The 12,732-nt window shown below is 53.6% G+C and carries 10 protein-coding genes, 1 tRNA gene and 1 pseudogene; 8 read left to right on the forward strand and 4 right to left on the reverse strand.

Annotated features, from left to right (window positions below; translation table 11 throughout):
- Nucleotides 1-24: 24 nt before the first annotated feature.
- The 8 genes from QM579_RS12100 to QM579_RS12135 all read left to right on the forward strand — a co-directional run bounded on the left by QM579_RS12100 (nt 25) and on the right by QM579_RS12135 (nt 10,024).
- A complete protein-coding gene (locus QM579_RS12100) occupies nt 25-378 on the forward strand; it encodes an STAS domain-containing protein (RefSeq protein WP_414999392.1) in 354 nt (117 codons plus the stop codon).
- Between the two features lie 41 nt (nt 379-419).
- The gene (locus QM579_RS12105) at nt 420-1,556 is read left to right on the forward strand and encodes a FapA family protein (RefSeq protein ID WP_414999393.1); all 1,137 of its coding nucleotides are present in this window, start codon (nt 420-422) and stop codon (nt 1,554-1,556) included.
- Nucleotides 1,553-3,334: a CgeB family protein gene (locus QM579_RS12110; protein WP_414999394.1), complete on the forward strand. Its 1,782-nt coding sequence runs from the start codon at nt 1,553-1,555 to the stop codon at nt 3,332-3,334. The genes QM579_RS12105 and QM579_RS12110 overlap by 4 nt, the downstream gene beginning before the upstream one ends.
- A complete protein-coding gene (locus QM579_RS12115; protein ID WP_414999395.1) occupies nt 3,331-4,755 on the forward strand; it encodes a glycosyltransferase family 9 protein in 1,425 nt (474 codons plus the stop codon). The genes QM579_RS12110 and QM579_RS12115 overlap by 4 nt, the downstream gene beginning before the upstream one ends.
- A 187-nt stretch (nt 4,756-4,942) precedes the next feature.
- Complete coding sequence (locus QM579_RS12120; RefSeq protein ID WP_414999396.1) at nt 4,943-6,814, forward strand: flagellar hook-length control protein FliK; 1,872 nt, start codon at nt 4,943-4,945, stop codon at nt 6,812-6,814.
- A gap of 26 nt (nt 6,815-6,840) precedes the next feature.
- The gene (locus QM579_RS12125) at nt 6,841-7,788 is read left to right on the forward strand and encodes a flagellar hook assembly protein FlgD (protein WP_414999397.1); all 948 of its coding nucleotides are present in this window, start codon (nt 6,841-6,843) and stop codon (nt 7,786-7,788) included.
- Between the two features lie 74 nt (nt 7,789-7,862).
- Nucleotides 7,863-9,689, forward strand: a complete 1,827-nt coding sequence (locus QM579_RS12130; RefSeq protein ID WP_414999398.1) for a flagellar hook protein FlgE — start codon at nt 7,863-7,865, stop codon at nt 9,687-9,689.
- Nucleotides 9,690-9,947: 258 nt separating this feature from the next.
- Nucleotides 9,948-10,024: transfer RNA gene (locus QM579_RS12135), tRNA-Glu, on the forward strand.
- Between the two features lie 30 nt (nt 10,025-10,054).
- Here QM579_RS12135 and QM579_RS12140 read toward each other — a convergent pair.
- The 4 genes and pseudogenes from QM579_RS12140 to QM579_RS12155 form a co-directional block, all read right to left on the reverse strand.
- Nucleotides 10,055-11,233, reverse strand: coding sequence for a tyrosine-type recombinase/integrase (locus tag QM579_RS12140; protein ID WP_414999399.1), 1,179 nt, complete (start codon nt 11,231-11,233; stop codon nt 10,055-10,057).
- 161 nt (nt 11,234-11,394) lie between these two features.
- The gene (locus QM579_RS12145; RefSeq protein ID WP_414999400.1) at nt 11,395-11,988 is read right to left on the reverse strand and encodes a hypothetical protein; all 594 of its coding nucleotides are present in this window, start codon (nt 11,986-11,988) and stop codon (nt 11,395-11,397) included.
- Between the two features lie 247 nt (nt 11,989-12,235).
- Nucleotides 12,236-12,427: a DUF5131 family protein gene (locus tag QM579_RS12150; protein ID WP_414999401.1), complete on the reverse strand. Its 192-nt coding sequence runs from the start codon at nt 12,425-12,427 to the stop codon at nt 12,236-12,238.
- Between the two features lie 50 nt (nt 12,428-12,477).
- Nucleotides 12,478-12,732: pseudogene (locus QM579_RS12155) on the reverse strand (translation initiation factor 2); the annotation flags it as partial.

Genomic DNA, 12,732 nt, shown 5'->3' on the forward strand with positions numbered 1-12,732 from the left:
CCGCGTTATCCGGAGGACGGGCCCGTGTTTACCCTACAAGCGGAGTCTCACAAAAACGTCATAGTTCTGCGCTATCTGGGCGACATGCAATTACCTGATGTACCCCAATTCAGCCGCCAATTGGACGAACACTTCCTGACTCCGGGCATCAAGCAGGTTGTTCTTGATCTGAGCCATGTCGGCAAGGTGGACACATCAGGCTTAGGGGTGCTTGTAAGCGCCAGTACCAAAAGCCGTGGGCATGGCAGAAGACTTGTATTGCTAATGCCTGCTCCGCATGTGGCAGACCTTTTGAAAAAAGTGGAAATTGAAGGATTTTTTCCTACCTTTGATACTGAAGAGGAATTGAAGGGCTATATTCCCGATACTGCGGATTAACCGCGTCCGGGTGCATGCTCATCAGGTTCTACGGATGGTGCATGGTGCAATACTATCTGCGGCATTACTTCAATCCCGATTTTGACTACCTTCACCTTAAACCTGGTGGAGAGAATGGCTCGTCTGACGTCTACAGTCTGGGGTATGTCCAGAATGTCATTGACGGACAGGTGCTGGCTGAAATTATTCCTCTTGAAGATGCCGGGCCGGATCCTGACCCGCGCTTCATGCTTGACAAGCACAGGTTTCCCGCTGGCTCCAACACCCGCATAGATCCTCAATACCCCAATTACCTTCTTGCTGCCGCCAATGGATATGTTTTCTACCTGGACGGCCGAATTACGGTAAAGTGCCTGCTCAATGTCCGTCAGGACATCAGTTTTCAAACCGGCAATATCTTTTTTGTAGGCGACATGGCGATCCACGGTTCCGTCCGGGCCGGATTTTCAGTGCAGGCCAACAATGTGCGTATAATGGGCATGGTTGAAGGCGGCGTAGTTCGCGCCCGGCGCAATCTCATGATTGACGGCGGCGTACGCGGCGGTGCAGGGCAACATAGTCTTGTAGACGCAGGCGGCAAGCTGCTTTCTCCTTTTTTGGAAAAAGTGGAGGCGCGCGCGCGCGATAATATCGTCATTGAAAAAAGCTGCCTCTACTCCACTGTTTATGCCGGAGCCAGCATGGTTGTGCGTGAGCTGGCCTATGGAGGCATCATCAATGCCTACGGCAGTGTTTATGTTGGTAAACAGCTTGGCAACAAGGCCGGAATCCCCACCAAAATATACCTGGGCTATGACCCGCTGAGCATTCGCCAGCTCGAAAAAATTGATGGCATCATTGCACAGCAATCACAAACCATAACCCACCTCAACGCCGTGGCCGGACATCTGGCCCCTGAAACCAATGAAACCAGCCGAAAACTGCAAGCCCTGCGGATACAGCGCACACAGCTGATTAAAAGACGCGACGAGCTATGGGCGCGTCTTTCACAAGACGAAAGCTACATGCACAACTGCCGTTTGCTCGTGCCTGGGCGTATCTACCCCGGCGTGGAGCTCTCCATTGGGCGTGCCTTCCTCACCATTGACCAGACCTATGACAAAGTTATGTGCCGTCTGGTTGAGCACGAAATTATTATTGAGCACTTACAGCACTCCCATCTGGGCGCTCCTCAATGACCCATCCAGACTCCCGGTCAGACCAAGTATTATTCCGGGCGATCTCTCCTTCCGACGCCGTTCCCGGCGCACATACGGCCCCCATTGACCTGGAAGCTGTTGTTGGCGAACGCAGCTTTGCCATGCTGTCTCCCGGCGGTCCGGAAAGAGAAACAGCAGTTGTGCAAACGCTGCCATCTGAACACCTCAACACGGCTCTGCCAGTGCTTCTGGGGTGCGGAATGGGCCACGCACTGAAGCTTTTGCTGGAGCGCTGCTCCGGGCCAGTGGCTGTAGTGGAAAAAGAGCACGAAATTCAGAAAATAAGCGGGGTGCTTGCTGCTCTGACTCCACAAGATCGCCAAAGAGTGGAACTCGTTTCAACGGGCAATGCCAATGAAGCTCTGATGCAGCTGACCCATTGGCAATCGTGCCACAATGGGCTGCGCCTGTTGCCAATAGCCCTACCCTTCTATCTCCGGCTTGACCGCGCCTACTACGGGCGGCTGCAAAAAGAACTGGCCGCCAGTGCCCGCTTCGACTTCTGGAGCCGCGCTGCTGGCCCACGCTTTACAGACAACCAACCGCGCGTCCTTCTTCTTACCAGCAAATATTTCCTTATGGGCGAGGTTGAAGGCGCATGCCGTAAGCTTGGCATTGAACACAAGCTTGTGCATATCAAAAATGATACCGTGGCCCGCACCGACTTTGTCGAACAGTTGCTTGAGGCTGTGGTTTCCTTTCGCCCAGACTGCTGCATAACGCTGAATCATATGGGCGTAGACGTTGAAGGCGTGCTTATGGACCTGCTTGCCCGTCTTCAATTGCCTCTGGCTTCCTGGTTTGTGGACAATCCCCATCTGATCATCCACTTGTATTCACGTTGCGTCAGCCCCTGGACGACTCTGTTCACCTGGGATGCGGACAACATTGAAAGCTTGCAGGCGGCAGGTTTTGAGCATGTTTTTTATCTGCCGCTCGGCACAGACCCGGACCGCTTCCATCCCGACAAGGGCGCAAGCGCCCCTGCTTCATGGCAGGCAGATCTTTCCTTCGTTGGCAATTCTATGGTGTACAAGGTGGGCAGCCGCCTGAAAAACGGACGTTTTCCCCGTAATCTGCTGCTTCCTTTCTATAAGGTTTCACAAGCATTTATGGAGAGTGAACAACGCTCGGTCGCTGAATTTCTGCGTGATGCCTTTCCGCAGGTATTCACCTGCTATGAGGCCCTGCCGGACAATGAAGCCAAGTTGGCCTATGAAACCGCAATCACATGGCAGGCCACGCGTCTCTATCGCAATGGCTGCGTACGACGGCTGCTGCCCCTGAAGCCTCTCATAGTTGGTGATGACGGCTGGAAGGTGGAATTCCGGCACGAACCTGTGCAGCCACAGTATATGGAACCATTGAGCTACTATACAGATTTGCCGCTTTTCTATTGCCGATCGCTGGTGAATTTCAACTGCACAAGCAAGCAGATGAAAGGGGCCGTGAACCAGAGAATCTTCGACGTACCCGCCGCAGGATCCTTTGTTTTGACTGACTGGCGTCCACAAATGGAGCAGCTGTTTGAACCCCACGAAATGATCTGCTATCGCGAACCGGACGAGGCTCCCGACCTGGCACGACATTACCTGACACACCATACAGAACGCCAAAACACAGCACTGCTTGCGCGTGAGCGGGTGTTGGCCTGCCATACATGGGCGCACCGCCTGCAAACACTGCTGGAGCATATGCGGCAAATCTATGGAACTCCTGCGCTTAAAAACTCCCAGAGGCCCAGGGAGAGGGTATGAGCGCCGACCCAATACTTATTCTCCAGATGCACCGCATGGGGGATTTGATTCTTACCATGCCCCTGTTTGTTCATTTGCTCAGGCACTGGCCCGAGCACGAGGTTTGGGTTGCAGCCGAACCACAGTTTTTTCAAGGTCTCATGCCTCTTTTGCCCAATGTCGTTTTTTTCCCTCCAAGTCATTGCGCTGTCTTGACAGAACGTCACTACGAAATTGCCATCAACCTGAGCAGCCGCCCTCAGGCGCTGGACTGCCAGGCACGCCTTACAGCCGGCCGAAAACTTGGTCCTGAGTTTCTTTCTGGCAATCGCCTGTCGGATGGTATTAGCAATCAGCACATCAGGGGCTATTGGCAGCTGTACCGGGCAGCCCTTACACAAAACAATTGGAATAATGCCTTCCATTGGGCTGACCTTCACTTGCTCGACCTTTTTGAACACCCCAACCTTTCGCGCGTGCCACATCCACGCGCGCAGGCCGCCGGGTCTGGCCGCATAGGGCTGGTCCTTGGCGCAAGCGAGGCTGCCAAGCGCCCAAGCGTAGATTTTTGGGCCAGACTGGCCCGACGCTTGGCGGCTGAAGGGGCCGTTCCGTTACTGCTGGGTGGTTCTGCGGAGCAGGAGTTGGGCCGTGAGGTAGCGCGAAGATCCGGCTTACACGGAGCTGACCTCTGTGGACGCCTGTCTATCAAAGATCTGGCCGCGTTAATGCGCACGCTGGATCTGTGCATTACCCCAGATACGGGCCCAATGCATCTGGCCGATCTGGCTGGCGTACCAGTACTCAACCTTTCTATGGGGCCGGTTCACGCCCGGGAAACAGGACCAACCTCTCCAGGACAATACGTGCTTCGCGCTGCCATGAGTTGTGTTGGCTGTTGGCAATGTCATCGTAGCCAGCTTTATTGCAAGCAGGCCTTCACTCCGTCTGGAGTAGCAGCACTCGTCTTGAGTCTTTTGCGTAGCTCAGGGGAACTATATATTCCTCCAGGGCTAGCCCTGTATCGCACAGGGCGGGATTCTCTCGGCCTGCACAGCCTTGAAAGGCTTGGCACCGCCACTGAAGCAAGCTGCCGCCCCTTACTGGAAGATTTTTGGCAGGGTGTTTTTCTTTTTCTCTACGACCCTACGCAAAACGCTTTGGTGACCCAAAGACTGAATCGCTTGCATTCAACCTTCCCCAGTGTGGTGAAAAATATCGCCTCAGGGCTTGCCACGCTATGCAGCACCTGCGCGCAGCACCTCAAAGCGCCCAACTCCCGTCTGGCAGGGGATTTCTGGCGCTCACAGTCACCCTCCATTCGCCTTTTCAGTGGCTATATTCATATGCAGCTGCAAAATGGCGACTACTCTCCACAAGCTTGGAGAGAAGCCTTAAAAAGCCTGGACAAAACCAGCGCTTTTTTCACGAATCTGTCCTGAATTCCCCTTCCCCACAGTCATAAAGACTGCGCTTTGCTCCCTTGGCCTTCACGCATTTTCCGGTGCAGTAACTGCCTCGGCAATACTTGCCCTTTTCACTCGCTGACATTAAGACTAACACACTTATATAATTACATTTTAATTTTTGGAACAGTCCTTGAAAGAGATCTGGCGCAAGGAGTGCACGATGCAGATTATTCCCACTAGCGCCGGTTCATTTGACGCCCTCATTTCCAGCAGCAAGGAAAATTCATCCTTTGCTGACTTTTTCGCTTCCGTACATGAAGCTATTGATAGTATCCAGCGCGGTGAAAACGTTTCTGTAAGTGCGGCGCTTGAAGAAGATCAAACCACTACGGCTGCAGCTCCCAAGGTGCAAAGCCCTTACAGTCGATCCACCACGAATGGCGTGACTTATACTCTTGATGAAGTATGCTTCACCAAACAGGAACTGGCTCAACTGCGCCATGATCTCATCAAGGCTGGAGCCCCAGAAAGTGCTTTGAGCAAACTCGACGCGCTGGTCGGGCAACCCGATGGTGCAACGCTGGCTCAGATTATGGCCAGCTTACAGACGTTGAGCGGTGCTCCCCAGCTCAGCGATGATGATAAAGCGCAAATCACTTCACTGCTCAAAAAAATTGACTCCTCTGGCGTTCTGGATGCGAGAGTGCAGCAGCTCATGGCAGACGGTAAAGGCGAAGCGGCGCTTGGCACCGTCTATGCTTTTATCTCGCAGATGGACCTCACGACAGCCCTCGAAGTGGGTGCTACTGAAGCTATAGCGTTTGGCCGTGGACTGGGCCTCGATACTTCAAGCCTGCAAACTTTGGCCAACAGTTTTGGCAGCAATAGCAGCGCTAACATGCTTGTGGGGCAGCTCTCTGCCTTCATGGCTCCTGTAAGCAATTTTTTCAATGAGCAAAAAACTGCTCAAAAACAGCTGGATACTGCGTTAAAAACTACCTTGCAGCCACTTGTCAGCAAGGCGCGGGCACGCACAGAAAAAGAGCTTCAGGCCAGTGCGTTGCGCAACAAGGAAGCACAGCAAAGCAAGCTTCTCATTGACCAGACTGTCATGAAAAACAGCCGCCAAATGCTGGAAGAGACATTGAATGCTGGCGGGCAAGATGGCAAAAAGGCCGTTGATATGGAAACCGCGCTGCGCCAGAGTGACGCCATCAGCAAAAAGCTTGACGGCAGTCAAAGCGCTGGTATTGGCCATGCTGGCAGCCAGGAAGCAAAAGCTTCTGCCGACACAGGCTTTTCCAAGGCTTCTTCCAACAAGGAGCAGGCTTCCAACGCCCATAGCGTCACAAACAGACGATCTGAGGACACCCCCTTGGCGCACAACGCTACAGATGAGCGCCAAAACGAATCAGGCCGCCGCCACTCTGGCGACAATCGTCAGGAAGCCAACTCCGAAACAGGGCGTGATCCGTCCTGGAATGAAGTTACCCGCAAAGTTGAAACAAATCCCCTCTTCACCATGCGGCAGGATAATCAGGCTGCGGCTTCTATGATTCAGAACCTTGGCGCTGCTGTTGAGCAATCCGAAGCTATTTCACAGCCTGCTCCTATTGCCAGGTATGTTTCCCAGCAAGTTGAGCAGGGGCTGCTTTCAAATTCCCGCAATGGCACGACCCGTCTCGACCTGCAACTGCACCCACAGGAGCTTGGAGCCATCACCCTCAGCCTCAGCCTGCGTAATGGCGAGGTAAGTGCGACCATACGCTCTGAAAAAACGGAAACAGCCGAAATCGTCACACGCCAGCTTGAAGCCATTCGCACTAATCTTGAGCAGCAAGGGCTCAAGGTGGACAAGGTGGAAGTGCAGTTGAGTTCGCGCGAGCAGGACGAAAATGCCTGGCAGAACCTGAACCAGCACAATTCGTGGCAGGAAGAAGATGCCCGGCGTGAAGAACTTGCACGCCTTAAGAATCTTTCAACAGTACGTAATTCTTCAAGTAGTTCAGAATCGACTGATTTGGAACAACCTGTGCATTCTTCTGTCCATGCGGCAAGATATGCCACCCGTACACTAAACGTGGTAGCGTAAAAACAGCCCAGTGTGAGGAATGAATTATGGCCAGCAGCATTACAAAGTCACTGAACCAGACCAACAATGAGTTCAATACTGCCCTGAGTAAGCAAAAAGGCAGTAATCTGGATAAGGACTCTTTCATGCTTTTGCTGGTAACGCAGTTCAAGTATCAGGATCCGTTGAATCCGATGGAAGACAAGGAATTTATTGCCCAGATGGCGCAATTCTCCAGTCTCGAACAGCTCATGAATCTCAATACGAGCATGGGTAGCCTTACAGACGCTACCAACAATCAGCAGATGATCAATGCCACATCCTACATTGGCAAGCAGGTAACGATATCGGGTAATTCCATCGGCAAAGTTACGGACGAGACCACCAAGGAAGTCAGCGTCACGCGATTCCGGTATGCCCCCGCGGACAATACCGTTGGCGGTACCATCACCGTTCGTGATGCTGATAACAACACCGTCTATGTTGAAGAACTCAGCGCCAAGAACAAGGGTACGACGTACGATTTCAAATGGGATGGTAAGAAAAACGACGGCACTGTCGCTGGCGACGGCGTGTACACGGTCAACCTTGTGCTGCGCGACACCAACGGAGATGCCGTCCTTTCTGACCAGGTGGTGGACGCCAAGGTGACGGGCGTTGTCACTGATAATGGTGTGGTTTACCTCGGCCTTGAGGGCGGCCAGCTCATGCCGCTCGCCAATGTTCGTCAGGTTTCCCTGCCTACCACGACAGCCGGCACGGGCGCAGGTACGGGTACAAGTACAGATTCCGGTAGCAGTTCCACCGCAGAGAATGTCGCGGCCGCCGCCAAAAGCCTTGTCGCTGATGCCAACGCCGCGGCCAAAAACCTTCTCGCTGATGCCAACACCAACGCCAAAAACCTTCTCGCTGATGCCAACACCAGCGCCAAAAACCTTCTCGCTGATGTCAACGCCGGAGACATCAACCTGAGCGACGCACTTCTTAAACAGTAAACAAAGAACGGGGAGCGCTCAGCAACGCGCCCCCTCAAAAAAATATCCCCCTATCCCAAGACACGGAGGAAATCATGGGTCTTTCAGCCAGCATGTGGACAAGCGTTTCAGGCCTGCTCACTCACGGCCAAAAAATGAATGTGGTCGGCAACAATATAGCTAACGTGAGTACTCTTGGTTTCAAGAGCCAGCGCATGGATTTCAATGATTACCTGTACAGGGGCATCGGCACGACAAGCGGCAACAGCCAGATTGGCGCTGGGGCTGGTGTGTACGCCATTCTGGGCGATTTTTCGCAGGGGTCGCTTGAAACCACCAACTCAGCGACCGACCTTGCCATTGACGGCAATGGATTCTTCCAGGTGCGCAAGCCCAATAGTGAACAAATGTACTATTCGCGCGCTGGTGACTTCTATTTCAATAAAAGTCGTGAACTTCAGAATCCTGAAGGCTATCTTTTACAGGGATGGAAGGTAAACAACGAAAAGAAACTGACGTTCAACAGCGGCGCAACCAACCTTGGTAATGCCGATCTGAGCAAATCTGCCTATGTTGGCTCTGGAACGCCCACCGATATTGTGCTGGACAGCTGGAATATCGTTCCACAGCAGACCACCAACGTCACCTTCACTATGGGCCTTACCAACGATGGTACGGGCGATCGCACCACAAGTGCCACAAGCCCCATGACAGCCCTCTTCGACCTGTGGGATGGAAAAAGCACTCCCCCCATTGCCGATACCGCCTATGCCACGCAGTCCAGCATTGATGTCTATGACGAAGGCGGCGGCACCCATACCATGACGGTCTACTATGACCAGGTTGACGCCAGCAAGACAGATTCCAACGGCGATACCATATACAACATCAAGGGATTGCCCGCCGGATACACTGTGTACGAATATCTGGTCACCATTCCCCCTTCACAAGACAACCGTAGCTTTGGCGGCACAGGCTACAATGAGACCACCAACACCTGGACTACCGAGCCAACCAAGCTTTATAACGACCCCGTGGCTGGCACCAATAAAAATGCAGGTGTGCTCATGAGCGGCGTGATGATCTTTAACGCCAGTGGCCAGTTGGTCAACCAGACTGCCTACACGTACGGCGCTACGGAAACTCCTGCTGCCAACGATCAGGTGGCCGTGGATCCTTCGCTCAAATCTTCCTGGCAGCCAACCAAAGTATCCAGCAACGGTCTGCCGGTTTTTTCCGCCAACTTCACGGGACAGCCCTTGGCCAACAGTGTGAGCGAAACCGTATCTAATGGTGGGGGAACACCTGTAAGCCAAGTGCAGAACTACATTACTGAGCTGGATTTTGGCCTCAAAAGCATGGGCAGCCCAACATGGACAAATAGCACGACATCACTCGCCGACCTGGCAGTGCACAGTCCTACTCCACCAGCCACGACACCGCCCCCGTATGTCGACTATTCCGACGTACCCACTATGAGCTCTGCGCAACGCCAGGATTACGCCAGTGTGGCCAATACCAAATCCTATACCGTACAAAACCGCTCTCAGGATGGTTACGCTTCTGGCACATTGAGCAACGTGAGCATAGATAACTCCGGCGTTGTGCACGGCGTCTATTCCAACGGAAAAACGTTGCCCCTGTATCAAATCGCCATGTATGATTTCCAGAATTATCAGGGTTTGTACCGCGAAGGCGGCAATCTCTTCTCTGCAACAAATGATTCGGGCGAACCACGCCTGGGCGTCGCGGGTGACAACGGCTTTGGCACAACGCGTGCCTACAACATTGAACAGTCGAACGTGGACATGACCACGGAATTCGTGCAAATGATTTCTACACAACGCGGATTCCAGGCGAACTCCAAAGGCATAACCACTGTAGATACCATGCTGGAAACTGTTATCGGCATGAAGAGATAGTAGTTAGTCTATTTGAAAGGCTGGAGGGTCCGGCTGTTCAGCCGAACCCTCCGCAGCGCTGGGGATAGCGCTGTGCCCTTTCTCTCCGTGCAGGCGTCGGTCTTTGACCGACGCCTTTCGCTATAAGCCCGCATCATTCGCCAGTTCTAACCCCACGAATGCCTCTATTATTCATCAGCATGTAACAATCTGAAAAAAAATGTAAAGATCCGCTTGACACTTTGCGTATTTTTCACATAAAAGAACACCTCACAGCGCGTCCCCATCGTCTAGCCGGCCCAGGACAACGGCCTTTCACGCCGTCGACAGGGGTTCAAATCCCCTTGGGGACGCCAATGATTTTACAGGGTTAACGTGTTATCCCTTTATTGCAGCGCGCTGGTTACATGGCGCTGGTTACAAAATGCCTCACGAGCTGCAACCTCGTGGGGCATTACCTTTTCCAACAGATCCTCTGCCGCCGAGCCGATAAGGCTCTGGCCCAATGCCGCCAGAATTCCATCCTGACTGCTATACAGGCCCGCAGACCGTACATAACGGTCAGTTGTCGTTGCACGGCTGTGCCCAAGAAATACCTGGGCGCCGCTCAATCCTTCAGACTTGAATGTCACTGCCGCAGAACAATGCCGGATGGCATGAAAGCCGAAAGCCTTCACGCCGGCCCGCTTGCACAACAGACCCATGAGCTTGCTGCGCTGCTTGAACGGCTCTCCTAACGTTCCATCGCAGTGAAGCTGCATGAAAACGTTATCCACCTTGCAGGGCCGCGCCTCGCGCCACCACTCCAAAGCCTTACGCAGTTCAGGGTGTATGTCGCACCAGCGCACACGCTCTTGGCCGCCCTTGCCCTTATGGTCAATGAGCCTGATTCGGCCTTCATCCAAGTTCACATCCCTGTTCCACGAGAGCCGGAACACCTCGCCCCGGCGCGCACCCGTGAAAAAGAACGTGAGCAGCATGACCAAATCTTGCCCCTGGGCGACCTCAAGGACTTTTACCACGTCCTCTTGCGGAGGCACATAGCGTTCATTGTGTTCGGCAGCAAACGGCGGCACAACCTCAAAGGGCGACAATTCTTTCGGAAAGCCCTCAACATAAAGCTTGCCCCAATTCCAGGCGGCAAGAATGTTCTTGCGGTAGACATTGCCACGGCGTGGGCCGCGTTCATCTGCAACGTCAGCAAGAAAGCTGTAAGCCTTGGCCGATGACACCTTACCCAAAGAATCAAGAGCTGATTCCGCGCAGAAACGCAGGAAGGCCCGCATAACGGTTTTCTTCTCCACAAGCGTTTGCTTACTCATGGTGCGCTCCACATGGGCGAGATACTGTTCTCCCCAACTCAAGAGCAGCTCGTAAGCCGTAAGGGTCTTTCGCTGCACCATTTCCGCAGTTTTCTGTGCTTCTTTTTCCTCCCATTCTTTCGCGGCCCTCCATTCCGGGCCGCCTTTCTTTCCGGCGGGGAACATCAGGGAGGCAACCTGCTTCCCGTTCACGACGACCCGCGCCATCCACATATTTCCGCGATCTTTTCTCAGTGTCGGCATCGAAGAACTCCAAAACGCGCCCCCACTGAAAACGCCAACGGCGACCAATGCGCTTGCCGCCAAGCTCCTCTGCTACCCGCTTTACAGTACGGGGGTCAAGGCGCAAGGCGTCAGACACTTCATCAAGGGTCAGAATGGCGTCAGGGGCGTACACGGGCATGCTACACGCCGTAAGGCGTGTCCTCCAGGGCAGAACGTTCCGCAAGGTCAAAGCCCCCGCGTTTCTGGACAGCAGCAATCAGGTGCCCATTGAGCTTGCGCGCAAGCCGTAGACGCCGCTCCAGCTCTTCCTCGCGTGGGGTCGGCTGTGTCAGTGAGGCTTTTGTCATAGCCTTTTTTTCTTTTGCCCTGGCGGCTTTGGCCGCGGATACTTCCGCGCGCACCTTTTTCAGCGCCGCAGCAAGCTCATCACGCTCGTCTTCGAGAGCTTTGATGTCCTGTAGGTGCCTCGACTGCTCCGAAATCTTACGGCGACTTTCCAGCAACTCTTTTTCGAGCTCTGAACATTTTTTTACTAGAACATCGTAGTTATCTTGCCCTTGGCCCGGCTGCTGCACCAAACCAGCCATGCGGAGGCACGTAGCCACCGGAATACGGTTTGTACGCTGATCATGACCACGAAGGATAACTCGCCCCCGCGAATCGCATGACAAAGAAATGCCCTTGGGGCTAAATACCTCTCCATCCAGTGTCACTGAATAGCCAGGCCATCCCTGTATGGGATAATAATGTTGCTTAGAGATCAGTTCTGACATGGCTGTACCCTCTGCCCTAACGTGAGCCGATAGCAGCGCGGCATGTTGAGGTCATTCTGTTCGGTTGTTACGTCAATCTCGACAAGTTCAAATTCCATCGTAGTTGCAGTATATCCACGGTGAAAACGCACTACAGCGTAATCTTTTGCAAAAAGTCGCTTTGTCCAGAACGGCTTAATTTCGCGATACTCGTACCGTTTTTCGCCGCTAGCTATTTTGTCGTACCAACGATGTGTGAGGATAAGGCTTAGGACGGGCATGGCATTACTCCTCCCACGCCCTTACCAGCCTGCACATAGCCCATGCGCCCGCGCAGGCGAGTCACAGCCATACGCTCGGCGTAGCAATGTGCACAGCCCTCAGAAATCTTGGGGCCAGGGCAGCCGGTAATGGGATTCCATACATGGGGCACCCATTCGATTTTGGTTGCTGTCGTCATATAAATTCCCCGCGTGTGGTTGACGGATACGCGGCCCCCGTGGAGGGTGCCTATGAAATTTTAGTTCCAGCCAAGGCGCATATCCTTTCTGAACGACATTTCGTGCAGGGGAGTTCTCTATCGTCGTGCAGATGGCAACGAGCCACAGTTTTTATGCGTCGCAGGGCTTGCAAAGGACTTTCAACCCACAGTGACACCGCATGACGCAGTATCAGCCCTTCTTTTTCAAGAGGGCCGGGAAGCCCCAGGATAGGTATGCCAATGGCTTTGGCCATGCCCACCAGTACCGCGGAGTCCTTGCCGGA

This window comes from Desulfovibrio sp., from assembly GCF_047607245.1.
Taxonomy (GTDB): Bacteria; Desulfobacterota; Desulfovibrionia; order Desulfovibrionales; family Desulfovibrionaceae; genus Desulfovibrio.